The organism is Bacillus sp. EB600 (assembly GCF_024494385.1).
GTDB lineage: Bacteria > Bacillota > Bacilli > Bacillales > Cytobacillaceae > JAEVLT01.
Genome location: NZ_JAEVLT010000034.1, coordinates 16,754 through 42,930 on the forward strand (window position 1 = coordinate 16,754; position 26,177 = coordinate 42,930).

At 38.7% G+C, this 26,177-nt stretch carries 22 protein-coding genes and 5 pseudogenes; 18 read left to right on the plus strand and 9 right to left on the minus strand.

The genetic code is table 11. From position 1 onward, the window contains the following. The first annotated feature begins 123 nt into the window (after window positions 1-123). Window positions 124-663, plus strand: coding sequence for a methylated-DNA--[protein]-cysteine S-methyltransferase (locus tag JN080_RS22790; protein ID WP_256238274.1), 540 nt, complete (start codon window positions 124-126; stop codon window positions 661-663). 296 nt (window positions 664-959) lie between these two features. On the opposite strand, the pseudogene JN080_RS22795 reads toward JN080_RS22790, so the two are convergent. Next, window positions 960-1,877 (minus strand): annotated as a pseudogene (locus JN080_RS22795) (transposase); the annotation flags it as partial. A gap of 148 nt (window positions 1,878-2,025) precedes the next feature. On the opposite strand from JN080_RS22795, the gene JN080_RS22800 reads away from it, so the two are divergent. The 7 genes and pseudogenes from JN080_RS22800 to JN080_RS22830 all read left to right on the plus strand — a co-directional run bounded on the left by JN080_RS22800 (window position 2,026) and on the right by JN080_RS22830 (window position 8,493). Continuing rightward, a complete protein-coding gene (locus JN080_RS22800; RefSeq protein ID WP_256238275.1) occupies window positions 2,026-2,604 on the plus strand; it encodes a uracil-DNA glycosylase in 579 nt (192 codons plus the stop codon). 283 nt (window positions 2,605-2,887) lie between these two features. Next, complete coding sequence (locus JN080_RS22805; RefSeq protein WP_256238276.1) at window positions 2,888-3,481, plus strand: dienelactone hydrolase family protein; 594 nt, start codon at window positions 2,888-2,890, stop codon at window positions 3,479-3,481. A 137-nt stretch (window positions 3,482-3,618) separates the two neighbouring features. Then, window positions 3,619-4,062, plus strand: coding sequence for a carboxymuconolactone decarboxylase family protein (locus JN080_RS22810; RefSeq protein ID WP_256238277.1), 444 nt, complete (start codon window positions 3,619-3,621; stop codon window positions 4,060-4,062). Window positions 4,063-4,209: 147 nt separating this feature from the next. Beyond that, window positions 4,210-4,665 (plus strand): annotated as a pseudogene (locus JN080_RS22815) (ASCH domain-containing protein). 238 nt (window positions 4,666-4,903) lie between these two features. Beyond that, window positions 4,904-7,228, plus strand: a complete 2,325-nt coding sequence (locus tag JN080_RS22820; protein ID WP_256238278.1) for a xanthine dehydrogenase family protein molybdopterin-binding subunit — start codon at window positions 4,904-4,906, stop codon at window positions 7,226-7,228. Between the two features lie 516 nt (window positions 7,229-7,744). Beyond that, window positions 7,745-7,981: a spore germination protein gene (locus tag JN080_RS22825; protein WP_256238279.1), complete on the plus strand. Its 237-nt coding sequence runs from the start codon at window positions 7,745-7,747 to the stop codon at window positions 7,979-7,981. A gap of 140 nt (window positions 7,982-8,121) precedes the next feature. Then, entirely contained in the window at window positions 8,122-8,493 is a 372-nt protein-coding gene (locus JN080_RS22830) for a hypothetical protein (protein WP_256238280.1), read from the plus strand. A gap of 330 nt (window positions 8,494-8,823) precedes the next feature. Here JN080_RS22830 and JN080_RS22835 read toward each other — a convergent pair whose 3' ends face one another. After that, entirely contained in the window at window positions 8,824-9,075 is a 252-nt protein-coding gene (locus JN080_RS22835) for a hypothetical protein (protein ID WP_256238281.1), read from the minus strand. A 643-nt stretch (window positions 9,076-9,718) separates the two neighbouring features. Between JN080_RS22835 and JN080_RS22840 the strand changes: the two are divergent. Further along, a pseudogene (locus tag JN080_RS22840) lies at window positions 9,719-9,865 on the plus strand (recombinase family protein); the annotation flags it as partial. Between the two features lie 201 nt (window positions 9,866-10,066). On the opposite strand, the gene JN080_RS30175 reads toward JN080_RS22840, so the two are convergent. Together JN080_RS30175 and JN080_RS22845 are read right to left on the minus strand one after the other, a co-directional pair. Beyond that, the gene (locus JN080_RS30175) at window positions 10,067-10,435 is read right to left on the minus strand and encodes a four-helix bundle copper-binding protein (protein ID WP_483861550.1); all 369 of its coding nucleotides are present in this window, start codon (window positions 10,433-10,435) and stop codon (window positions 10,067-10,069) included. 271 nt (window positions 10,436-10,706) lie between these two features. Further along, window positions 10,707-11,153 carry a hypothetical protein gene (locus JN080_RS22845; protein WP_256238282.1) on the minus strand — a complete coding sequence of 149 codons (447 nt, stop codon included), beginning with the start codon at window positions 11,151-11,153 and terminating at the stop codon, window positions 10,707-10,709. 159 nt (window positions 11,154-11,312) lie between these two features. Between JN080_RS22845 and JN080_RS22850 the strand changes: the two genes are divergently transcribed. Further along, on the plus strand, window positions 11,313-12,287 hold the full coding sequence (locus tag JN080_RS22850; RefSeq protein ID WP_256238283.1) for a DUF3231 family protein: 975 nt from the start codon (window positions 11,313-11,315) through the stop codon (window positions 12,285-12,287). Window positions 12,288-12,908: 621 nt separating this feature from the next. Here JN080_RS22850 and JN080_RS22855 read toward each other — a convergent pair. Both JN080_RS22855 and JN080_RS22860 read right to left on the minus strand, forming a co-directional pair. Then, window positions 12,909-13,199: a hypothetical protein gene (locus tag JN080_RS22855; RefSeq protein WP_256238284.1), complete on the minus strand. Its 291-nt coding sequence runs from the start codon at window positions 13,197-13,199 to the stop codon at window positions 12,909-12,911. Window positions 13,200-13,264: 65 nt separating this feature from the next. Then, on the minus strand, window positions 13,265-14,215 hold the full coding sequence (locus JN080_RS22860; protein ID WP_256238285.1) for a polysaccharide deacetylase family protein: 951 nt from the start codon (window positions 14,213-14,215) through the stop codon (window positions 13,265-13,267). A gap of 101 nt (window positions 14,216-14,316) precedes the next feature. On the opposite strand from JN080_RS22860, the gene JN080_RS22865 reads away from it, so the two are divergent. Continuing rightward, window positions 14,317-15,093, plus strand: coding sequence for a DUF2935 domain-containing protein (locus JN080_RS22865; protein WP_256238286.1), 777 nt, complete (start codon window positions 14,317-14,319; stop codon window positions 15,091-15,093). On the opposite strand, the gene JN080_RS22870 is transcribed toward JN080_RS22865, so the two are convergent. Together JN080_RS22870 and JN080_RS22875 are read right to left on the minus strand one after the other, a co-directional pair. Further along, window positions 15,094-15,954: an SDR family oxidoreductase gene (locus JN080_RS22870; protein ID WP_256238287.1), complete on the minus strand. Its 861-nt coding sequence runs from the start codon at window positions 15,952-15,954 to the stop codon at window positions 15,094-15,096. A gap of 17 nt (window positions 15,955-15,971) precedes the next feature. Beyond that, window positions 15,972-17,615 (minus strand): thiamine pyrophosphate-binding protein, encoded by a 1,644-nt coding sequence (locus JN080_RS22875; RefSeq protein ID WP_256238288.1) that lies wholly within the window; start codon window positions 17,613-17,615, stop codon window positions 15,972-15,974. A gap of 129 nt (window positions 17,616-17,744) precedes the next feature. Here JN080_RS22875 and JN080_RS22880 point away from each other — a divergent pair, with 129 nt between their 5' ends. From JN080_RS22880 to JN080_RS22905, 6 genes and pseudogenes are all read left to right on the plus strand, one after another. Continuing rightward, window positions 17,745-18,137, plus strand: coding sequence for a hypothetical protein (locus tag JN080_RS22880; RefSeq protein ID WP_256238289.1), 393 nt, complete (start codon window positions 17,745-17,747; stop codon window positions 18,135-18,137). 4 nt (window positions 18,138-18,141) lie between these two features. After that, the gene (locus JN080_RS22885; RefSeq protein WP_256238290.1) at window positions 18,142-18,747 is read left to right on the plus strand and encodes a gluconate 2-dehydrogenase subunit 3 family protein; all 606 of its coding nucleotides are present in this window, start codon (window positions 18,142-18,144) and stop codon (window positions 18,745-18,747) included. After that, the gene (locus JN080_RS22890) at window positions 18,740-20,371 is read left to right on the plus strand and encodes a GMC family oxidoreductase (protein ID WP_256238292.1); all 1,632 of its coding nucleotides are present in this window, start codon (window positions 18,740-18,742) and stop codon (window positions 20,369-20,371) included. Before JN080_RS22885 ends, JN080_RS22890 begins: the two co-directional genes overlap by 8 nt. A 718-nt stretch (window positions 20,372-21,089) precedes the next feature. After that, window positions 21,090-21,311: pseudogene (locus tag JN080_RS22895) on the plus strand (ammonium transporter); the annotation flags it as partial. Between the two features lie 929 nt (window positions 21,312-22,240). After that, entirely contained in the window at window positions 22,241-24,034 is a 1,794-nt protein-coding gene (gene ltrA / locus JN080_RS22900; protein ID WP_256238293.1) for a group II intron reverse transcriptase/maturase, read from the plus strand. A gap of 330 nt (window positions 24,035-24,364) precedes the next feature. Then, window positions 24,365-24,730: pseudogene (locus JN080_RS22905) on the plus strand (FtsW/RodA/SpoVE family cell cycle protein); the annotation flags it as partial. 492 nt (window positions 24,731-25,222) lie between these two features. Here JN080_RS22905 and JN080_RS22910 read toward each other — a convergent pair. Continuing rightward, complete coding sequence (locus tag JN080_RS22910) at window positions 25,223-25,492, minus strand: hypothetical protein (protein WP_256238294.1); 270 nt, start codon at window positions 25,490-25,492, stop codon at window positions 25,223-25,225. A 270-nt stretch (window positions 25,493-25,762) separates the two neighbouring features. Between JN080_RS22910 and JN080_RS22915 the strand changes: the two genes are divergently transcribed. Continuing rightward, entirely contained in the window at window positions 25,763-26,101 is a 339-nt protein-coding gene (locus JN080_RS22915; protein ID WP_256238295.1) for a hypothetical protein, read from the plus strand. Window positions 26,102-26,177: the final 76 nt, after the last annotated feature.

A 26,177-nucleotide genomic window follows, 5' to 3' on the forward strand; every position in this document is an offset into this window, starting at 1 on the left:
TGCTGTTCGACTTGATTGCTGCAAATTGTTGACGGTAGGAATAGGTTTTTTGTGTATATTGCCAAGAACCCCCTACGGTTGATCGATTTAGACCGAGGGGTAAATAATAACAGGAGGAAATGTATGGATAATAATAAGGAGGATACGGTGTATTGGATGTTGCTAAACCATAAAATCTGGCATCTATACATTGCGGCGACGAATCATGGTCTTTTGTATGTAGGTTCACCAGGTGCGCCATTTGAAGAACTAGCCAAATGGGTTGAAAAGAAGCTTCCAAATCATAAACTTTTGGAGGATAAGAATGTAATGAAACCTTATGAAACGGAACTAATCGAGTATTTGGAGGGCCGGCGTAAGGAATTTGCATTACCGATGGATTTCCATGGTACGGACTTCCAACAGGCTGTTTGGAGGAAATTGGTGGAGATCCCATATGGTCAGACTGCTACGTACACAGATATTGCAGAACGGATGAATAGGCCTGATGCGGTACGGGCTGTAGGAACCGCCATTGGGGCCAATCCTATGTTAATCACGGTACCCTGTCATCGCTTGTTTGGGAAACACGGGGAATGGAGGGGCTACCGCGGAGGGCTGGAGATGAAGGAACGGCTGCTAAAATTGGAAAATATAAAGAACGGAAAGAAAATAAATGAATGATAATGTATCTATTGGTATGGTGGTAACCACTGGGTGAGCCTCAACGCAGGAGGAACCCCTAAAACATAATGTGAAAACCAATTAAGGTGAATAGGGTGCTTAAGATAAACAAAAAATCCGATAAATTAATTATTGTCGTTCACGAAATAGAAACAGAGGAGCGGATCTATTGTTTCGTTTTAAACCAGAGTAATCAACTCTGATTTATGAAAAGTAAGATACGTCCGAGACCACTGAAAAAGTCCAATTTTTTGGCTGGATTCTATTCATAATGTATGCAGAAAACAGTTCCCACTGCTTGCTATCCTCTTTAAGTTTACCGCTAAGGCGGTTAATTTTGCTTGTATGGTCATGCTTTTTAGACCGTACCCCCTGGCACGATCTAACCCGTGGAAATTCTTCATCTCGCCATTCTTCCATTCCTGACAAGATCTTTTTTTATATTTTTCCTTGAACTCGTCTGTCTTCTGTTCCTGGCTATGCCCATAAAATTCAGGCGTATTGATTCCTATTACTAATAGTTTACTTTTCCTTTTTTCCTTAATACAAATCTCTCTAAGCGGGCAATCGACACATAATTCTTTTCCAAAATAATACTTGTAAGACTCTACCCCGCGTTTGTCTTTATAGTATTTTTTTCTTTCTGTTTTATTTCCCTGAACACAGAACCATTCGTCAGAATCTTTGTTATAGCTGTATAAATCTTCATCAATTTTATAGACCATCGGATTGACCGGTATGTAGGGCTTAGCTTCGATTTCCTTTATATTATCCAGAATTGGTTTCTTGAAATAAGCTCTGTCTCCATAGACTTCCCCTATTTTAACTCCACTTTTTTGAATCAATTCCATCAATTCATTAAATAGCTTCCCATCCATGTATGCACCGGGTTTTACCCTGACAGCCGTAATCATTCTATCTTCTGTGGTTATCATATATTCTGTTTTGTATCCAAAGAAATCCTTTGTTCTACTTTTGTGACCTACTCTGGCGTCCTGGTCTACAATCGAACGAACTCCTTTTTGTTCGATAAACTTCGGATCACTGAGAATTTCCTTCGCATTTTCTATTACTTCTTTTGTTTCAGGACTAACTTCTAAATCAACGCTTTCTTCAACCTTTGTGATTGTTTCTTCCAGATAGGATTTTATCGTTGCTTTTGCTTCTTTATGATCTTCTATTTCTGTATAATCCGGTATGTCTTGATTGATGCCGTCAGGCACATTTCCATGCTTTTTTTCGTTCAATTCTGTGATGGAACACAATTTGACAGATAAACAACTTGAAATCCTTATTATTAAAGTGCTAAAACTGGCCCTATTGGAAATCCTAAAGGAGATTGTAAAAGCAGGAGGGGTTCAAATGTCTGAATTTGTTCCTAATCAATGGGCGGAAGAACAGGTTCCAAAAGCGGTTGAGGATTGCAAAGAATGCGGACTTTATAAGCATGGATCAAGAATGGTTTGGGGAGAAGGAAATCCGAATGCACCGATTTTAATTCTGCTTGATAACCCAGGCGCACGTGAAGACCGCGAAGGCAATCCATTCGTTTGCGGGACAAGGCAAGCTTTGCAGCAGGCGGCCTATGCGGTTGGGTTAACGGATATCGACCTTTACACTACCTACATTTTAAAAAGAAAGCCAACTCGGGCCTATGATAAGGAAACAGTAAGAAATATTTGCATGCGCCATCTGGAAGAACAGCTTCAGGTGAAGGAACCATACATAATTTTTTGTTTGGGGAACGTTGCCGTTCAATCGTTTTTTCATAATCCAAATGCAGAGGTGAAGTCCATGCGCGGAACCATCCAACAAGTAAAGGAATTTCAAACTTTAGTTTCCTATCATCCATTGGCTGTTCGGCGGCGGCCAAATTTATGGCCGCATTTTATAAAGGATTGGGAAAATCTTGCCGATTTCTACAGGCTATTTAATTGTTGATACTAACCTTTTGATGGGCATACTTTGGTATTCCCGATATAGTCATCTTCTGTTAAACAGAATCAAGATTCATATTAGCGAACGGATGGTAGAAGGAATTAAACAGATATTGATATTAGATTTTTCTTTGTTGTTCTTTTAGATGTTTTAAAACTCAATCATGTTACTCCATTAAAGTGCCATTATCTTGAATAAGTGAATGAAATATATCGCACTCCCATTAACGGTGCAGATTGAAATGATATAATAATTAATAATGTGAAAACCAATTAAGGTGAATAGGGTGCTTAAGATAAACAAAAAATCCGATAAATTAATTATTGTCGTTCACGAAATATATGGAATTAACCAACATATGGTGGATTTATGTGATTTACTTTCAGAACAAAACTTTGATGTCATTTGTCCCAATTTATTAGAACGAGAAATGCCCTTTGATTATTCTTCTGAGGTAAAGGCTTATCGTAATTTTATGGATAATGTAGGTTTCACAAATGGTTTCCAAAAAGTAAAAAATATATTATTAGATCTTCAAGATGAGTATTCGAAAATATTTATCATTGGATTTAGTGTAGGGGCAACGGTTGCTTGGTTGTGTAGTGAGGAAGATTGTGTTGCTGGTATCGTTGGATACTATGGTTCACGTATTAGAGATTATGTGAATTTGTATCCGAAATGTCCGGTGTTGTTATTTTTTCCGAAAGTGGAAAAATCATTTAATGTTGATGAATTAGTTTTAACTCTAGATAAACCAAATATAGATGTACATATATGTAGGGGTGAACACGGATTTAATGATCCATACTCTCCCAAATACAATGAAGAATTAACTCAAAATACATTTAGAGAAACATTGCATTTCCTCAAAAATAACTGAATTTTTTATTCCGCAAAAGACCGCCATTACAGAATAAAAATGCATTGATAACTGATCTTTTTTACAAAGTAAAAAGGTAGTACAAACGTTCTTGTAAGAGTATAATACTCTTATACTAATCAAAGGAGTCTTGCTTTATGAGTCAAAGAGTTCACTACTATGAAATTGCAGCTGATGGTATGAAAATTATGATGGATATGGAAAAATACACAAAAACGACGGTAATCGAACGAAAACTTCGTGAGCTTATTAAAATTCGTGTTTCTCAAATTAACGGCTGTGCATATTGTTTGAATATGCATACAACAGATGCACGAAAAATGGGTGAAACAGAACAAAGAATATACTGTGTTAGTGCCTGGCAAGAGTGTGAATTCTACACAGAAGCAGAAAAAGTAGCTTTAGAGTTGGCAGAGTACGTGACATTAATCCCAACAAAACGTGTTCCAGATGAGCTTTATCAACGAGTGCGTGAACATTATGATGAAAAACAGTATGTTGACCTCGTTCTGATAATTAATCAAATTAACAGTTGGAATAGAATTTCTATTGCAATGGGAAATATAGCAACTGAAAAATAATTATTCTAAATTGCATTTTGAATATTCAGCATTAGGGCACAATTCTTAAAGAATTATGCCCTTTTTTATGTTAAGGTCCATTAATGTGATTAAGGTCATGGGGTGAGATATGTTTTAAATGTAAAGCTATGCATGGAGGTAATAATTATGAATCAGGATGTTCAGGTGTACTGGAAAGAATATTGGAATGAACAGGATCAATATCAACCTTAGTCTGCTAGTGCATGGCAATTTGGGGCTGACCCTGATTACCTTGCACAATTGGTGATAGATGGCATTAAAACTGCAACATGTTCTGGATATATATTTTATGAATTGGAGAAGGAACCTCTTCCAACAACAGAGGATTACAGCATTATTTTAAGCAGCGTTAACAAACCCTTAGCTATCATTAAGACGCTGGAGGTTACGTTAACTCCAATGAATGAAGTTACTGAAGATTTTGCTGTTGCAGAAGGTGAAGGGGATAGGACTTATCAATATTGGTGGGAAGCTCACGAAAAATTCTTTAGAAATGAGTCAAATTCAATCGGACATGGGTTTACGGAGGATATGCTCCTTGTTTGTGAACGCTTTAAAGTGATTGATGTGAAAAACGGGTAAAAGCCCCATCTTTAAGCAATAGAACTTATTACGTGAACATCCGGGCTGCCATAGCCGACTGTTTATTTCCGCAACAAAATGGAAGGATAGCTTAAGAAAAAACAAAGGTATTAGGAGGGAAATACTTTTACAGAAAAAGGCTTCTAGCATTCAAATCATTATGAATATAAATGGGTAAAGGATCTTTTCTGAAACTATTCCTCAGAAGGGAGCTAGACAACAGGCGGGAGGGGAATTTTTGAAGATTATTGGAAAAAGCATTATTCGTAAAGAAGCGCTAGATAAAGTAACTGGAAGGGCAAGATATACGAACGATTATAATCTAGCTGGAATGCTTTCATGTAAACTGGTAATTAGTCCCTACGGGCATGCACGGATTGTTTCCATTGATACAACGGTGGCGGAAAAAATGCCTGGAGTTAAAGCGATTGTCAAAGGGGGAGCACATCTTCCCCTAATTGGTGAGTCAGTTCGGGATCGTCCGCCAGTCGCATATGAAAGGGTCCGCTATCACGGTGAGCCCATTGCACTTGTCGTTGCCGAGACCCCCGCACAAGCAAAAAGTGCTGCGAATCAAATAAATGTCCAATATGAACTTCTACCGGTAGTCAATTCACCAACCCAGGCTTTTCAAAAAGGCGCCCCACTTATTCATGAGCATTTAGGTGAATATAAAAAAGATGATGTTTCCTATCCAGTTCCCGGAACCAATATTGCGACCCACTATAAAATTCGCAAAGGAAATATGAATAAAGGCTGGGCCGAAAGTGAAATAACAGTTGAAGCAAGTTATTCCTTCGCCCCATCAGACCATGTAGCAATGGAAACAAGATGCGCAATTGCGGAAATTTTACCTGATGGGATCATAAACATTATCACCTCTTCGCAGGCCCCGTTTATGGTTAAAAGGCTGATTGCCGATTATTTTGGGGAAGATGAAGGGAAAGTGGTTGTCCATACCCCTCTTGTGGGTGGTGCCTTTGGGGGAAAGGCTTCAACACAGCTTGAATTGTTTGCTTATTTGGCGTCAAAAGCAGTCGGCGGCAAGCCAGTAAAGGTTTGGAATGATCGGGAACAGGATATCATTACTTCTCCAGGTCACATTGGATTGGATGCAAAAGTGAAATTTGGGGCGGATCACAACGGAAAAATTAAAGTGATGGAAATCGGATACTGGTGGGATGGAGGTGCCTATTCCGACAAAGCAATCGATGTTTCGAGATCGGGTGCGGTGGATTGCACGGGGCCTTATAATGTTGAAAATGTTTGGTGTGATTCGTATTGTATGTATACGAACCATCCCTATGCTGCACCATTCAGAGGCTTTAGTCACCCAGAGATTTCTTTTGCGATTGAAAGAACAATGGATTTACTGGCAAAAAAGATAGGAATGGACCCTCTTGAACTCCGCTATATCAATTCAATTATGCCCGGAAATACTACCCCGACAAGGGTTCGATTAAATAAAAGTAATGTTGGAAACTTACAAAAGTGCATTGAAAGATTAAAAGAAATATTTAATTGGGATGGGAAGCCAGTCAAAAGGATTAACGAGCGTATAGTTCGGGTAAAAGGGATTAGTTGTAGCTGGAAATCATCCACCATTGACCCGAATGCACCTTCCGGGGCCATTTTGACCTTTAATCGTGATGGAAGTATAAATTTAATGGCAGGTGTGGTTGAAATCGGGACGGGGACCAAAACGGTTCTGGCGCAAATTCTTGCAGAGCGGCTTAAAATGGATGTAGACAAAATCCATGTTCGTATGGAAGTCGATACCCAAACCACGCCTGAACATTGGAAAACCGTTGCAAGCAGGGGAACATTTATGGGAGGAAGGGCCGTTTTGAAAGCAGCAGATGACATCATTCGGCAGCTTAAGGAGATTGCAGCATGCGTACTAAGAGCACCAATAGAAGATCTCGAAGTGGCAGACAGCCGGGTTTTTTTACGGGACGATCCTTCTATTGGGCTGGATTTTAAAGACATTTGTTTTGGCTATCAATATCCAAATGGCAACTCTGTTGGTGGCCAAATCATCGGTAGGGGAAATTATATTTTACGCCATTTAACCCACATTGACCCTGAGACGGGTGAAGGGAAGCCAGGCCCGGAGTGGACTGTTGCAGCATATGGGGTGGAGGTAGAATTCGACCAAAGGGATTTTTCCTATCGATTGGTAAAAGCAGCGTGTGTTGTCGATGTAGGAAAAGTAATGAACGAAAAAGCTGCCCGGGGCCAAGTTATGGGCGCTATGAGCATGGGTCTCTCCTTTGCAGGCAGGGAAACTTTTTATTTTGACGAGTTAGGTCGGGTTTTAAACCCGCAGCTTCGGACATACCGCCCACTACATTACGGGGAAAATCCCGAATACTTGATTGCCTTTGTTGAAACCCCACAGCTTGATGGGCCATATGGTGCACGTGGCCTTGGCGAGCATGGAGTACTGGGAATGCCCGGGGCACTTGGGAATGCCCTGTCGCTTGCCGCAGGGGTATCACTGCATAAATTACCTCTTACTCCAGAACTAATCTGGAAGGCAAAGGAGAAGATACGGCCGTGATCCGTTTGACTGTGTATATTTTATATAAGGTAAGTAAGAGGGTATAAGTTTCTTACGTTTGTAGTGCACGGGGCTCAAAAATTATTTGGGAGGTTCGGTAACCTTGTCAAACCCAGTTCGGTAAATGGTTAGGTACGATTGGAATCAAGACTGGTAGGAAAACGTGGTCAATTTTATCAGACTTTTTGAATTTATTAGTGATCTCCTTTTTTCGGCTGGTGTACTGACCTGGTTTGGAGCAATCCTTATCATTATAGTAATGATTGACGTTATTTTTACCGCCCGTGGTAAAAAATGGGCTTTGAATATAACTTTATTTTGGTCGCCAAAATCCTTGGGTCGACACTAATTAGACCTGGTAATTATGTATTAATTCATATTGGTATGTTCACTAAAAAAAAGCACAAAATCATTATCTTGTGTTAAGCATATCCTTAATAGGAAGAGTGCCCAGTCCTTTGGATGATAGGGGAATATAGTATAGACGAAAAAGGGGAAATTTGGAGGAGAGGTTACATGCCAGCAATTGTTCGTGTATTACAAATAGTCAACATCACCGGAAATGGGATTGCTCACCTAGAAAATAGCTTGTTTACCAAAACATATAGTGGCTCTGGGGGATTTACAACCGGAGAAATCGCCGTAGCAAATAATGGTATGTGGTACGATGTTTTTGAATCAAATTTAATTGATCAGCCTGAAGTAGGAAATAATATAAACGTAATTTCTGTGCTTAAAACAATTTATAAATAAAACGGGTTATTTTATACCAATAGGGTTGCCTCCATGGCAACCTTATAGCCTTTATGGCAACGTAAAATTTATAACCAGTTAAATTTATCGAGTGCAGGAAAGATAAGCATTAATTTTAACAGGAAAGGAGTTACGTCATAATGCTTCGTTGGATACATAAGTACTTAATCATCTTGTTATTGTTCGTTTTTTCTTTTTCCGTTTATCCTAACGTTCCCTCGGCTGAAGTCAAATACAATTCAAAGCAGCAAGCATTTTTAAATTTTGAAGAAAAAGTCAACAAGATGGTTACAGCTAGTATGGAACAATTGAATAAATTGGATGGGAAAATTGATAAAAAAATGGATAAGGAAGGTTTATATTATATTGTTTTATTAACAAAACAAACATTCGCAGAAAGCTCCAAGGATTTTGCAAAACTTGAGATACCAAACATACTTCCGGAGAATATAAAGACATCGTTAATACAAATAAAAGGTGACTTTTCTTTTGGATTTAAAGCAAAAGTATGAATTACTATGCACAATATTTGGATACTCAAAGCCCAGTATTGTACTGGAAGTCCATTAAACAACGTGACATAGGTATTACCCATATTAACGGGGGATTTACCTCGTTAACTACCGTAAAAATGCAGCTAATTTTACCAGAGTATAAAGAGATACCTAGAAATACATGGGAATTAGGTAAAAGATATCTTTACAAACTACAAGGGCGTTAACGTGTTTAAATGGGCAGAGTGTTTTTTGAAGCCAAGGTTTTTGACCTTCTTTTAAATTGAGGTCTATTATAGATATGTGACAATAGCAGAAGGAATTTATTCCTGCCATGTGAATAAAGCGTTACCGGATGCTACTGAGAAGAAACGAAAGTTTGTTTTGAATCAAATAGGAACCTAATTGGGGAAGAATCACATTTGGCGGGCTCCACGTTGGAATTGGTTGCTGAATATGTCCCGTCATATAATTGTGTTTATGATTGTTATTTGGATGATAGTATTGGAGATAGTGGCTATGGATATAGTAGTAATTATAATGTGCAATAGCTGCCCCATAATGTCCAGGATATGGTCCAGTTGTAATTGTAAGGGTCAATTCACACACCTCTTTCAAAAGGTATATTTTATAATATGAGGTACAAGCAATTTCTTTACTTATATTAAATATATAGTTGAAAAGTAATTTATAAAAATAATTTGGAGTTAGATTTATTGGTCATTTGACATTGAATGTGGCGAGAATTTTTATATCACTATACTGTTGAAAATGCGTCGTTCGTTATGCATTCGGCTGATTGCTGAGGATGATTACATTTATGGATAGTAATGTTGGAATCAGTTTAAAAACTTATTAAACAAAAGAAAGGAATCGTTACATATGGAAGAAATGGGAAAGCCTCGCCTACCCGCTTTTGGTTGAATAAGTGGAAAAAACAAAAAAGCCTGACTGAGGTTATTGTTCCTAATTTGCATGATTATAGAAACCTTTGCTGATAATGGGACAATGCTAACAGTGGGAAAGTATAACGGTAGCTATGATAATGACGTAGAAATTGCCTGTCAATGCTTTCCCCTTCGGATAGTTAGTGATCCAATCAACTTTTTCGATAGAATCTAGTAAATAAATACGCGATTCCTCTTTGAATTGCTTCAGTTAATCCTTTCTTTAGTAGCAATCAGTGAATCCAGTGGTTTACCCTCTCATAAACGGACCGGAGTTTAAAAAGCCTCTTTAAGAATTAAAACAGGGTGACACCATGATTGTTACAAAATTAGATCGTTTCGCCTGGATAACAACAGACGGAATCAACACCATTAAAAGCCTATTTGAAAAAGGAATAAAGGTTCACGTTCTGAATATGGGACTTGTCGAGGATACACCAACAACATGTTAAAGGACGTTTCCACAAAGGGGACGTCCTTTAACATGTTACCAATTCAGCAGAACGTTTACATATTAAATTTAGTCAACGCCTTAGAACGGAATTGTCATAAGAAAATGGGCGGAGCATGTGAATCTACCCCTAAAGTGACTTTATACTTATTCTAGGTTTAGTCAGTAACCAGCCTTTTACATTTTTCCTTATTCAATACCACTGCAGGTCATGTACTGTACTATAAAAAGGAGGAGTATACCGATATTTTGTATATTGGCTAAGTTGCATTGCCATACCACGACATTCTTTGGCGCAGGTCAAACACTTTTGTCCGCATATTTGGGATTCCTGATCTAAGTGTTTAAGGCATTCATTTCCGCGGACTTCGCAAACATAGGCACAATACTCACAAATTGACTTCATGAGACTGCTATTTCCAACTATGAACTTTGCGCATATTTCACAAATAGTTCCACAATCGGCTAATAATTTAATTTGCTGCTTTCTTGAATGCACATCGTGTTTGCTTAGTAACATATCGCATGTTTTAAAACATATGCTTGCACACTCTTGAAGCATTCAAATCGTCCTTGTCGGCACCATCATTTGAGGTTGCACTATCAGATCTCCTTTATTTTTTCTTTACCTGATAAAGTATTCGTCTATATGGATGTCCTGTTATCGACATAGACTAAATTGGGTATTGTAAGGACTCTTAAATTAAATAAAGCAAGGCGCAAGAAAAACTACAGGAAGATTCAAGATAATAAGACATACATTATCGGCGTTTGGGTCGAGGTGGAGTTTTAATTCTATACAAGGGTTACATGGCTGTTTTCCATAAGGGAGCTTAAATTTGTGAAACTACTTTCTGAATGGAAAGTCCTACAATTAAACCTGGTATAACAAAGATCATTGGTAGCCAAACAGGACCGAATAAAATCCCGAATATTTGTAAACTCGAAGAATAGATCAAGCCAACTGTTACAAAATAAGCCATCATTACGAATGGAACATACGAATAAGCTTTTTTACCACCCCCAGCATCTCGATAAGCATCCCACATTGCAAAAAAGTACAGGCATGGATAGAACATAAGCCACTGGTAATTCGTTTGTCGTATCGCTGCTTGAATGTTTCCATGGAAACTTAAAATAATGATTTCATTAAAATTCGCTTGAACATTTACTAAAAACTCTAAAAAGACAAAAGTAAGTCCCTTAACAAACTTTCCATTTAAAAATTGACCAAATCCAGGAAGTGCAATGCTCCAAAGTAACCTTTCAATTGCCCTCATTACCTATATCCTTTCTCTTTTTATTTAATATTGAACGTAAAATTAGTTTTTACATTTTTTATAATTTCTTGACATTCTTTAAAAAAGAAACGGTGGTAGTAATAAAAGAACGGAATCGTGGAATAATCAAACTATTACTGTACTAGCGGGAGGGCTAATATGAATGACATAGCTTTAAGTGCTTCGGAGTTAGGGAACTTATGGCAGGCCTATCGAGAAAAATCAATGATGCTTAGGGCCTTGGAGTATTTTATTGAAAGGTCTAATGAGAAAGAGTCTACAGATATTTTGCAAAATGTTTACACAATTGAAAGCAAAAATGAAGAAAAAGTTAAAACGATTTTCAAGAATGCTGGAGCTGTTATTCCCACCGCTTTTATCGAAAGTGATGTAAATAAAAATGCACCGCAATTATTTGACGATAATTATGTACTTATGTATGTTCGAATGATGAGTAAAGTTTTAACAGGTCTTTATTCCTTACATTCAGGAATGTCATATAGACCGGACATTCGTGATTTGTATATGGACTTCACGACGGATACCCAACGTGTTTATTCCTTAACAACACAACATCTGTTAGATAAAGGAGTTTTAACGCGTCCCCCTATCGTTCCTATGCCTAAAGAAGTAGAATTCATCGAAAATACAAGCTATACGAGTGGCTTAAATCCATTTCGTAAAAAGCGGGCGCTCAATACGGTTGAAATCGGTTTGGTATACCAATCCTTGGAAGTGAATATTACGGGGATGCAATTGATGGAGGGCTTTGAACAAGTAGCCAAAGAACCAGATGTGAAAAATTATTTTAAACGAGGAAAAGAACTGGCAAAAGAAATAATATCGATAATGAGTAACCTTTTATTAGAAAGCGATATACCTGCTCCTGTTACCTGGGGAGGTATGATTACTAATTCGACCATTCCGCCCTTTTCTGACAAACTTATGATGTATAACACCAATTTATTATCGATGTTTGGTCTCGGAAGTAACTCGGTTGGGGCAGCTTTTAGTTTTCGAAGCGATTTGCTTTTAAAAATGGGCAGTATTATGACGAGTACGTTTGATTTTGCTAAAGATGGGGGAACGATTCTAATGCAACATGGTTGGATGGAGGAACCTCCAGGCAGTTGATAGAAATTGATAACGTAAAGTCCTAAAGGGGAATAGTAATGCGGAAAAACTAACAGAAACCTTATTATGGAATGCGCCTTTCCTAGTAGTTTTTAAATAAAAGCATCTAAAAAGCTATCCTTTGTCATCTTGAAAACTTAGGTAAATTCACAAAGCCATTTTGTGAGGTTCCCAATCGGTTGGGAGTGTATAAAATAAACACGAAACTGCTATTTATTTTAGTTTTTAGCTGCGGTTTATTGTTAATAGGGTTTAATAAATCTGAAGAGATAGGGATACTTTCGGTTGTTGAATCAATGATTACTGCAATAAATGAAAAGTATGCTGAAGGTTACATTCAAACTTTAAGCGATTATTTTATTAAAGTTAGATATGGAGATAAAGACTTCATAAAGCAAATATGAAGAACTTTGGCCATGTAGATTTGCTAGAAATTAAAGTCGCTGCAGTAAAAACATATTTGTCATTTGTAAATTATAAATTATTACATACAGATGATAGTAATAAGAAAACAACCTTTTATGGTGAAATAATCTTGGAAAAGACAAATGAGGGTTGGAAAATATACTCTATTTTTGAGCATAGCGACTGCCGATAGCCTTTTCAAAAATATGGTTTGTCTTAGTTTTCCTTCCAGAAGTCAATAAGGTACTCGACTTGCTTTTTGTCCACTATGTTTACAGCAAAATAAACGATATCCTTATATTTCACTTTTCTAATTGGATTTTTTACAACGTTATGCATTTCCCTAAAGACCATTATATCCGGTATTGTAAAAGCAACTAAAATAATGGCCCTCTTACCACTTATGCCCCAGGTACCCCTTGTTCCCATAACTAGAGGTACAGGGCTTTTCCTACTTTTTAGATAATTGTAAACCCACTCTTGTTCGCTTAAGGTTTTTTCGCTCATATAAATAGTCCCACCTTTATTTGAACAGTTTTCCGATATCCGTATTTTGCCTTCTAGCTAACCGATTAATTAACGCGTTTTTCACTCATAAGATCACTCACGGTACCAAGTTGGTACCCCTTTGCCTTGATACCAGTTATCATAGCGTCTAGTCCTTCTGCTACTGGCTTTGTTGGATGCATAAGAACCATTGACCCATTATCTACATTTTTTACAATACGCTTCACCATTTCTTCCGTTTGGGGTTTTCTCCAATCAACCGTATCAACTGTCCATAAAATAGTTTTCATGTTAAGTTTCTCTGCAACTTGAACGGTTACTTGATTGAAACTTCCGCTTGGCGGCGCAAACCACTTTGGTGTTATACCAAGGGTTGCCTTAATGACATCATTCGTCTTTTTCAACTCTACCATGGTTTCAGCCTCAGAACGCTGTTGGAGATTCGGATGACTATAAGCATGGTTGCCAATTTCATGACCGGCATCCATAATCTCCTGTGCTAAATCAGGATTTTTTTTAACCCAACTGCCATCAAAAAAGAATGTTGCCTTAACCCCGAAGTCATTTAGAATCTTAAGGATTGTCGGGATGTACTCATTACCCCAAGCAACATTAATTAATAAAGCTACCATTGGTTTTTGCGGATTGCCTCTGTAGATAGGCTCGGAGTCCAAATCCTCCAAATGTACGTTTGGCGATATTTCCTTAAAGACGACCTTTTTTTTAGAAAAATCACCGCTCTCCTTCACTTTTTCATAACTTGCCTTCACATCTACATCTAACCCGTTATATCCGGGTATCGCCTTCCATATTTTATCGACGCGTGCATCAATCGGTTCGATTTTATGCTCGTTTCTGTAAGCTTGAAATTTATTGTAAAGTTTATCATTGTTTACCTTTGAGGAAGATGTGTCGGTCCCTATAGCGATAGAGTGATATGGATTCATGAAGATTCCTAGTGTCATTACTAACATACTGATCATTGATATAAAAAATAGTTTATTTTTTATCCACATTAAAAACCCTCCATGAAACTTTAATAATTTGTCTTTGTGGAATAAGAGACGGACACCCAACATATGCTGTGAATGGCGACAACAGGGAACGGGGTGAAATAATGGGTTATACAGACAACTACAATAGGGATATTTATGGAATAATGGACTTTTGGGTCCGGAATAGTTATGATCACAGTCGATTTTTCGACAGGGAAATAAGTCACCATGAACTGGAATTAGCACGTGCAAACCAACAGTCAACCCAACGTATGGGGGCCGTTCTAAAAAAGATAGAGTCGAAAGCAGACGATATCGGATCTTTGATTCATGAAGCACAACAAGCTGTGCATGAATATCATGGTATTGTCGCCCATACGATGGACAAAGCTTTGCATTGTGAGGTTATTATTTCAACGCCGACGTCGCTTCTCGACCATATGGTAAGAGAAGCAGAAGAGTCCCAGAAGATCTTTAAACTATTACTGAGTGGCGGTGGACAATATACACAAGCGGATGCATCGATACATGAAAGTATATTTTGGTTAAGACAAATGGCTGATCATCTAGGCTATATACGTCATTATTTGGATGTATCCAATTATGATTTGAACTTCAAGGTAACAATGATGATGCAAAAGTTTGAGCGGCTATTTATGCAGGCAACTGCACTTAGAACAATGATCCGAAAACCGCGCAATGAGATGTTGCCGATTTTAAAGCAATTTAATAAAACGATTATTAAGGAAGCCAAGGATCTTGAAGCATTTAAATTAGAATTAGATGATTTAATCAAACAATGTGCAGCCGTTACAACTTCGCCACCAGATTTATTAGAACATATTGCCAGAGAGGCTCATCATCTCTGGAGAAATTTGGAGGATGGAATTATAACATAACTACCCGTTAATGACGATTCCCCCATTTACATGCAAAAATTGCCCAGACATATAAGAGGAATCCTCTGACGCTAAAAATACGTACGCAGGCGCAACTTCCTGGGGGTGGCCCGCCCGTTTCATCGGTGTCTTCGCTCCCCAGTTTGCCACTTGGTCGGCGGGAAATGAAGCCGGGATCAACGGTGTCCAAATATTGCCTGGGCATACACCATTTACGCGAATTCCCTTAACATGAAGCGACTTGGAAAGAGAACGTGTGAAAGCGACAATGGCACCCTTCGTTGCCGAATAGTCGATTAACTGTTCGTTTCCTTCGTAGGCTGTCAAGGATGCAGCGTTAATAATAGTACTTCCTCGTTTCATATGTGGCAGCGCAGCCTTCGTTAAATAAAAGATGGAATAAAAGTTAGTGCGAAATGTTTTTTCCATTTGTTCAGCTGTGATGTATTCCAGATCCATTTGGACATGTTGTTCTGCCGCGTTGTTAACAAGAATATCCAATTTACCGAATTCATTAACCGTTTGTTCCACTACTTGTTTACAAAAGGCTTCGTTTCCGATATCCCCTGAAATTAGAAGACAGCGGCGTCCCTTCTGTTCTACCACCTGCTTTGTTTCCTCCGCGTCATTGTGCTCATTAAGATAAACAATGGCAACGTCAGCACTTTCTTTAGCAAAGGCGACGGCAATCGCCCGTCCTTGTCCACTGTCCCCCCCAGTAATGATCGCAATCTTATCTTTTAGTTTTCCACTGCCCTTATAATTAGGGTTATCATAGGCGGGTCTAGGATTCATTAGTGATTCAATGCCTGGCTGCTGGCTTTGATGTTGTGGTGGAAAAGGTGTCGGCATGGTTTCCATTAATTTTATTTCCCCTTTCAAGAGTTTTGGTAGTTTGGATATTCAACTTGGGCAGTTGGAACATCTAATAAAACGGGCTTTTGACTTACTTGTCTAGTTTTTAGCCGTTTTTCTAATTCATCTTTAGATTGAATCTTGTAAGCATCCCATCCACATGCTTCCGCAAGCTTGATATAATCGGGGTTTGTTAATTCAGTTCCCTCCGGAATAAGTCCCTTTAACACCATTTTGTTCTGCTCCATTTGCAGCGTGCCATTATTCAAGACAATGACAGTGATTTGCAGTTGATATCGTACAGCGGTAAGCAAATCGGCCAATACCATCGCGAGCCCGCCGTCCCCTGTAATACAAACGACATGTTTATTTGGCATACATAATTTGGCGGTTAAAGCAGCCGGTAGGCCAAACCCCATTGTTCGCCAATGGCTAGAAAGAAGAACATATTCACATTGTGCCCGAAAATTTCTCATAAACCAAAGTGTAGAGTCCCCTTCGTCCAATGTGATGATCGTATTTGGTGAGGTACACCTTTCGATAGCTCTAACGATGCTAGAAGGATGCAGTGGGTAACCCGATTCATTTCCTTCTCTTTCATTTTGAATTGACCATGTTTGTTTACATAGACGAATTTGACCAATCCAATTTTGATTCATATCATGGGATTCTAATCCGCTAATTAGCTGCGAAATAATCTCCGCTATATTTCCGACAATCCCGCAATCCATCGGCATTCCGTTTCCCAGCTCCATCTGTTTATCTTGAACTGTAATGATGCGGGCATTTGTGGGGGTATGTCCCTCCGGCCACCACGATGCTCCAATTGACAAAACAACATCGGCTTGCCTAAACAAATTGGTTAGTAAAGGATTACCGCCTTCGCCTAATCCACCTAAGTTAAATGGATTATGGTCCGGTATGATTCCTATTGCACCATACCCGGTCACAATGCCGCTGCCCCAGCGCTCTGCCAATAGTTGGATTTTGGAATCCATAGGTCTTACACTGTTTCCAACCAATATCATCGGACACTTAGCGGAACGCATGAATTGCTGAGCTTGTTGGAGTCGTTCCATACTTGGGATCATTTCCGTAAGTGTGATTGGTTCGTTGGATGGTACAATTGTTTGCATAGTAAAAACATCAGCCGGTATTGAAAGTTGGGATACCGTGTCCATCGTAAGGGATGTATGTATCGCTTTTGTCAAGGAGTCAATAACTGCATCGGGATGTACAACTATTTGACTGTACTTTGTAATTGCCTGTACTAATTCTTGTTGGTTTATATACTGTTTATAGGAAGTGCCGATTTTCTTTAATGGAGCTTGCCCAGTGATGGCTAATACGGGAACCCCATCTAAATAAGCATCACCAAGTCCATTAATTAAATTAGCTAGGCCCGGACCCATCTGCGCGGCGCAAACCCCGAGTGCCCCCGTACATTTTGCTTCAGCAGAGGCCATCATTGCAGCGACAGACTCGTGCTTTACCGCAATAAATTGAATCTTTGTTTGCTTTGCAATCGCATCCATAAGACCAAAGATGGCATCACCAATAACCCCATAAATTCGTTTGACACCGTATAAGTCAAGTTGTTCAAGGATTGCCTCTGCTGCAGTTCGGGAGACGGGCCGCTTGCGTATAGAGTTTTCTGTTGTAGACAATCACCAACTCCCCTTTCAAATATTCTATTTTTATAGTATGAAAAATATATTCTCCAATTATCCCTGAATAGCGACTGTGAATTTTACGAATAATAGAATTGTATATATCAAAAATGGATGGTGATTGTTTTGGGTTGGAATGATTGGTCGTTGGCTCGTGTTTTTATTCTCGCGATGGGTTTACTATTTCTTGTAATTTTTGTACAAGTCACCTTATTTCATTACCGTCAAAACTTCCGTCATTGGTCGATGTGGATTCCCGTTCTAGGTACACCAATCTTTGGCCTTTGTTTAGTTCTGTTCACATTTTATAATGCCGGCTGGCTACTAAGCCTTTTAACCGTGTTGTTAGCTATTGGTATAATCGCGGGCTTATTTGGGTCATTTATGCATATCCGGGGAGTCGGACAGCGTGTGGATGGCTATAAATTACGAAATTTCATGATTGGACCACCTCTTACACTGCCGGCCATGGTCAGTGCCGTAAGCTTACTGGGGCTAATCGCATTGCATTGGGGGTGATTATATGTCAAAGGATCAGATTCATTATCCAAATTTTAATGTAATGGACGAAGAAAAACAGTGGGATTCACATACACGAAAAATTGTAAGTAAACGGACGGAGACGCAATCATTTTTCCCCTTTCAATATTTGACCAAGCAGGAATCAAATACATTATTCCAGTTATGCGCAGTTTTACTTGATGATGTACGTGAGTCGATTATTTCTTTCGTCGTTCATCACTTTGATTCAACTTTAACTGCAAGTATTGGGGAATCCCAACGAAAGGTCAGCGTCCCGAAACAATCTATCTTATTACGCGACGGGCTTGGTTTGCTTGACAAGGCCTGTACACAAGTCTATGGAAGTTCATTTGATGTTTTACAAATGGAAACGAAAAAGGAGATTGTCAGTAATTTGATGCAGGGAAACTTTACCTTACAATCCGGAAAGATTAATATTCCTGTTAAAGATTTTATTCAAAAAGTTTCAAGCGAGGCAACGGCTGCTTATTATTCCCATCCTGCAATTTGGTCGGAAATCGGCTATGCCGGTCCTGCTTATCCAAGAGGATATGTTCGTACAGAATTGGGCCTTACTGACCCGTGGGAGGCGAAAAGAGATGGCTAATGGCCAGGACCCTGTTAAGCATAACGTCAACCATTACAATGGATATCGTTATGATCACCTTGACAAGCGAAAATATAAAGAGGATGCAGATGTTTGTATTGTTGGAGCAGGCGCTGCAGGTGGAGTTCTAGCTTACGAATTAAGCAAAGCGGGGCTAAAAATCGTCATCATTGAGGCAGGACCATTTTGGAACCCGCAAACTGATTTTGCCAGTGATGAATTATCAATGACACGTCTTGGTTGGCAGGATACACGAATTGTCAGCGGCGCAAACCCGTTACAAATGGGGCATAATAATTCCGGCAGGGGGGTGGGCGGGGGAACAACTCATTTTACCGGGGTATTTTTACGTTTTCATGAAAGTGATTTTCGTACAAAAACGGAAGATGGTGTTGGGGAAGATTGGCCAATCACCTATCAAGACCTTGAACCCTATTACAATAAGGTCGAAAAAGATATAGCTGTGTCTGGACCGAAACATTTTCCATGGGGTTCATTTCATGGCCCTTATCCTTATCCGGAACGTGAGCCGATTAGTGCAAACGCGGAAATGTTCCGGATGGGATGTGAGAAGTTGGGAATCCGCAGTGTAGTATCGCCACTTGCTATTAATTCTGCGCCTTTTGACGGTCGGCCGCCTTGTATTAACCGCGGATTTTGTAACCAGGGGTGCATGCCAAATGCAAAGTTCAGTACACTGATACATCATATTCCTAAAGCAATTCAACATGGGGCCGAAGTGATTTCAGATAGTATGGTAACGCAGGTATTGGTCAATAAAGAAGGACTCGTAACCGGTGTGACCTTTGTTCATGATGGGCAAACGTACGAACAAAGAGCACGTATCGTAATCCTATCTAATTTTGTCGTTGAAACACCAAGGTTATTACTGAATTCAGCCAACGCACAATTTCCAGACGGATTAGCTAACTCCAGCGGATGGGTTGGAAAAGCGATTACGGTTCATAGTAGTAATGATGTATATGGTAAATTTCCGGAGGAAATCCGGCTTTACAAGGGTACTCCTGTTTTGGCAACAACGCAAGAGTTTTACGAAACTGATAAGAATCGTGGATTTGCACGAGGTTATACTTTACATGCACATGGTTCGCGACCGGTTGAAATGGCTAAGGGGATTTCAAAATCAGGCAAACTTTGGGGAACGTCATTACGGAAAACGATGCTAGATTACAATTTTTACGGACGAATCACACTTGTTGGCGAAGTACTTCCCAATCCATCAAACTGTGTTACGCTTTCCGAGGAAAAGGACGAATACGGTATGCCCATCCCAAATGTCTCTTTTTCATATGGGGACAATGATAATCGATTAATTGCACATGCTGTATCTAAGATGAAGGACATTATCCGTGCTGCGGGGGGTACCCCGGAATTTGTGACAGATGATACGGCCCACCTTATGGGCGGATGCCGTATGGGAAAAAAACCTGAAACATCGGTAACAAACTCGTTTGGTCAGACCCATGATATTCCTAACCTATTTATTAGCAGTGCCAGCCTTTTTGTTACTTCTGGGGGTGGTAACCCAACTAATACTGTTATGGCACTTGCCGCCCTTTCAGCTGACTATATCAAAGAAAATATGAAGAAACAGGACATCTAATATATTAGCTGACCGTTGATAGCAACTATTACTACCATTACTATATAAAGATTTGCCAAGACTTTGAATTATTGTTGGGACGTAGTTTGGTTTGAATTCATCTATGAATTTATTGGAGGGAAAGTTACATGTCGCTTTTTCCAAGACATCAAGTAGACGCGGCCATGAATTCGTAACCTTATTTGTCAACATCAACACCAAAACACGGTGATGTTTGCAACAGAGGATAAGGGAGGGTTAAAAGCCCTTTTAGGGGTATCGCTACATGTCAATCAAGCTAGGACAAATCATTGCCCAAATCTATCATCAAGGGGGTTAGTGCAAATGAAACCATGTTTCCGTGTCTGATGGATGACCTAAGCTTATATATAAAAGGCTATTTTATTCATCTTCTCAATCCTATATCCTATCCATCCGAAAATAAACCCACAAAGTAAACCACAAAGGATGGGACTTTTTAAGAAGTTTAAATACATGAATGCATCATAGACAAAAGGAATATGTCAATAAACTCCTATATTCATTCCAAAATTCGATCAGAAGAAGAATCCTGTTAACTCAACCTCTTTATGTTGTTTTCTTTATTCTGTGCATTAATCGTTTTGGCTTTGTTGTAAGCTTGCCACATGGAAAATGCCCAAACCGACGGGTAATACATTCCCCATTCATAGTGAATAACGTCATGAGCTTTCTGGAAATCCCCATCTGGACAGCCTTTTCTATTGCAGCTGTATTGGGAGCACGGAAAGGGAGATTTAAGTCTGATGGCAGCCCAAATGTCTTTGCCCCAAGTAGTATTCCTCTAGCTTCGGCCGGTGCTTTTATTCTATGGTTTGGCTGGTTTGGTTTTAAGGCAGGCAGCACACTGACTGCCTTCGACAGCAATCTATCTTCCATCGCATTAAATACGGCATTAGCAGCTGCTGCAGGCGGTACGTCGATAAAGAAAACAGGAGAGCCAATCAATGATCCTCTTCATTGTTTTAGGCATGGCTTGTCTTTAGTGGTATTTCGGCTTAATTATGGTGAACCGTACCATCTCAAACGAAGAGTGCGTATCACAGATAGCCATAAATAACGGAAGCAGGAAATCTATTAGTTAATGATTTCCTGCTTCTTTTGCAACTTTACAAAACTTCGATCTTCCACAATCGGGCGCCGTTCGACAAGTTCTGTTATAAGTGTTTTGTTACATGAAATACAGGGGGTTATCTAAAAGTAGTCCTAACTTTACAATGAAGGATGGGAATGACGGAACCATGTTTCCTGAAACCATCCCGTCAATACTCCTGCATGCGTTATGACTGACAGGTCATGAGGTCTGAAGTACAGGTGGATTCGGCAGAACGAAGGCTGAAGCCATTCTTTAAGAAAAGGTATGCCAACGGATATGCCGCACGGCTGAAAAACTAAATATGGTGAGAATTGTTCCAACCTATAGGAACTGACAAACTTCCGAAAGTAAGGGTCTAAAGATTGAACATAGGGAAACTTATGTCCCATCTCACGATGGGGTGAGTGGTGTTGAGTAAAAATGCGCCCTCTGAAATACGCTATACCGAACAATGGCGGTATCCAGCTCACAGGCTTACAGGAAGCACCTACGTTTAGAACGAATAGCTACGTTGTAAGGGACTTGGAAAGCAGGGAACGTTGAAACAAGGACTGTCATCCGAAACGGTTGCTATAAAGCATAGGCTGAAATGCATTCATCCTTGTGAGGGTAGGGGCATGACTGATGAATCTCCTGTAATGGGAGTGGAGGAACAGCCCCAAGTCTAGCGAAATTGAACAATTATTTTCCAAAAGTGTATTGCACCGATCGGGTATGAACGTGGGAACATCACCTCGAAGAGGAGGGATGCCACAGTGCAAACTCTAAGATATTGGGATTACTACGGCATGACGGAAACCTTTACGGATTTATACGATAGAGCTAGTAAACAGGAATCATTTATTTACTTATATGACATTATCACATCCAGGGAAAATATCCTGTTAGCCTATCGAACAATAAAGTCTAACAAGGGGTCAAGGACACCGGGAACTGATGGCAAAACCATCAATGACATTGAAAAACTATCAAATAAGGAATTAGTAACGGAGATTCAAAACAAACTAAAAAACTATCGCCCGAAGAAAGTCAGACGGAAACTTATTGAGAAAGATAATGGAAAATTGAGACCTCTTGGGATTCCTTGTATCCTTGACCGAATTATACAACAAAGTTTTAAACAAGTACTAGAACCCATAGTAGAAGCACAATTCTATAACCATAGTTATGGATTTAGACCTCTTCGGTCTACTCATCATGCAATGGCAAGAGTTCAATCACTTATTAATCAGGCTTCACTTCATTATGTCGTTGATATTGATGTTAAAGGATTCTTTGATAATATTAACCATACATTGCTTATCAAGCAACTATGGAATTTGGGCATCCAAGATAAAAAGGTGTTAGCGTGTATTGCTAAAATGCTAAGGGCTGAAATTGATGGAGAAGGCATACCAACTAAAGGAGCACCTCAGGGCGGTCTGCTGTCTCCGTTACTTTCAAACCTCGTACTCAATGACTTAGACCAGTGGGTAGCCAACCAATGGGAATTCTTCCCCTTGAATAAACCCTTTAAATCTAGGGTAGGTGAACTTCTTGCTAAGAAACGGACCAACCTCAAAGAGGGTTACTTGGTACGCTATGCAGATGATTTTAAAATTCTCTGTCGAGATTGGAAAACTGCTCAAAAGTGGTTTCATGCCGTAAGGCAATATCTAAAAGAACGTCTGAAATTAGATATTTCACCGGAAAAATCTAAGATTATAAATCTACGAAAACATGAATCTGAATTTCTTGGGTTCACTATTCGTGCGAATAAAAAAGGAAATAAAAGAGTAGCGCATACAGGTATAAAAACAAACAAGAAGAAGAAAATCAATGCAGAGGCTAAAAAGCATATTCTAAAACTGAAGGCTTCACCAACTGCACAAAATGCACTACTCTTTAATAGTTTTGTTTTAGGAATCCATAACTATTTCAATCGAGCAACGCATGTCAATATTGAGTTCTCACGTTTAGCCTACGATTTGCGAGCCTTTATGTACAACCGTCTTAAATCTGTCGGGAAATATGAACATCCCTCAAACCCACCACCAACTTACAAGAAATTTTATAGTTTGGGTTTCAAAACATTTAAAATAGCTAATGTATATCTATTTCCTCTTGCCAATGTAAAAACGAGGAACACCATGAATTTCACCCAAAGCTTGACTCCTTTTTCGGTATCTGGGAGAGAATGTATACACAAACAGCTTCAAATGGATATTAAACTTGAAGTTTCCATTCTGATGAAATCAACCATTCTGACACGGAGTGTCGAATATATGGATAATCGGATAAGTCGGTACAGTATGAAAATGGGGAAGTGTGAAATCACTGGTACCTTTCTTTCTGCTAGTAATGTTCATTGCCATCATTATATCCCGAAACATCTTGGTGGAAATGATAAATTTAATAATTTGCGTATTCTCCACAAAGAGGTACATAAATTAATCCATCAAACAGACAAACAGACGATTGATAAACTCATAAATAAACTTGGCATTACCATGCCAACGGTTCAAAAGATTAACAAATACCGTGAAAAATGCGGAATGGAATTAATCTAATAAACCCAATTATACGAGTAACATGGAACTTATAATTAAGTAAATATCGTTAGATGGAGCGCGGAATGCGGGGAAACTTGCACGTTCCGTGTGGAGCAGGGGAAAAGCCGGAGATTGTATCAAACGCTTACCTATTGCTGACGATTGTGGAATAAAACAAATCAGCCGATTCCTTAAAAATTGGAGGAATCGGCTTTTTAGTTTGAAAATCTTCTTAGTATACAAAATTCCTACATAATGTTTGTGCTCCTTTTATGCGTCATTTTTGATGACAAAAATACGACAAAACAAATGAAAAGTAACAAACAAACGGATGCTTGAATTCAATTAGTTGGTTGCTGGGGCGTTGGCTTTGTTATTATTATATTAGCGTTTATTGTGTTAAGAGGGATTTATATTGCGTTGCAATGCAAGGACCCATTTGGAAGTTTACTAGCCATCGGTATTTCAAGTATGATTGGTATTCAGGCTTTTGTTAATCTTGCCGGTATCTCTGTACTCATCCCACTTACCGGTGTTCCTCTACCATTTGTCAGTTATGGAGGATCATCTCTGATTCAATTAGCAATTGCTGTAGGAATTTTGGTCAATGTTTCAATGGTTGTTAATTACGAAAAGAAGTATAAAAACAAACAGGAACAAAACGTTAAAAATATTAAAGTTAATAAGAAAAATGTATATCAATTTACAAAATAGAGGGGACATTTTTTGTCCCCTTTTTATAATGCTGTACGCTTCTTAGGGGGGATGGTGAATCAGATGTTGCCCTCCTACCCGACAAAAGAAACAAAGCAATTGCAGCCTAACGAGGAGTAAAGAAATTACTAGGGATGTAGTTTATTTAGGAGCCAATATTGAATGCCTATGTAATTATGAATAAAAATAAACAAAATCCCTAAAATGTTAACTCCATGTACAAGATTGTGAGGAAATGCACTTAAAGTAAAGGGAGCACAATAAGAAATAGTGGTGAAGTATTGATTACTTTATATTAGGATCTTCCAAAATCGGGCGCAAGAATTGAACAAAAATGGACTGCAATCCATTTTTTATTGTTCTTACAAATAAAATTAGCTCGCCAATGCGCGAGCTTTTAATACTTAAATATCTTTATGTAACTTATGTGTCAACCTTTGTGCAAGTGAAAACCTTGTTACTTTGAATAAAAAAGTGATCTAAAGTGCTTCATTAGAAGGGCAAATCAATATCCTGTATAGGTGTATCATCCAGCTGCTTTACCAACTCAGTGATGTCATGCTCACCATTATAAATCACTTCTTCCAATATCACACGATAGGACATATTCTTTTTAATAAGCTTCCACCATTCGAATGTGACTCTTGCAGCTTCTTTGTGTGGATCACGTTTAAATTGATAAGTATTGACTGGAAAAGAAGCACTTTGCTGGGTTTTTGAATCTAAATCGCTTGTATAGAATATTTGGATGTTAATGTTCATTTACTTGCTCCATCATTTTTTAAATTTTTCATCGCTATCTTTAACCATAGCATACTTTAATTGAGAACCAGAAGAGTCTTGACCAGTAAAAATTTTATTAAAATTGTTTAAAAATGATTTTTATAAGCAAATTTGGCTACAAAAAATCATTTTTGAGGCCAAAAACCACTTTTTAAACCAAAAATAGGCCTTAAAATTGAATTTTGGTGATTTCACCTTTTTTTGTTTTTGAATTACTCTTTGGTTATCAATAACAAAGGAGTGATTCTAGTGAAGCAATTAGTAAATGGTGTCCAACTATTAGAGGTAGCAAAAAACAGTGGAGATTCTATGGAAGATAGGGAATTTCATTTAGTTTATGTGAATCATCAGTACTTTACTAGGCCAATTCATGTGCACTTTTTACAGGTTAATGTAATAGGGCATGGACCTATGTGGATGTTTTCAATTAAGGATGTAGCTTATGTTGATTTTGTAAAAAATCATACTCGTTATGCATTGGCTGTGGGTGAAATACATAATCGTATTTTACCTTATTTGGAGGAAAAATATGGGTTCGTAATTGAACAATGTATCCTTGCTGATCATGAGGATAAGATTTTTAGATAAATAAAATCCTATTTTTATAGTCCCTTTTATAAGTAGCTGATACGATCTTTTGATTTTCAATAAAAAGAGTTTAAGG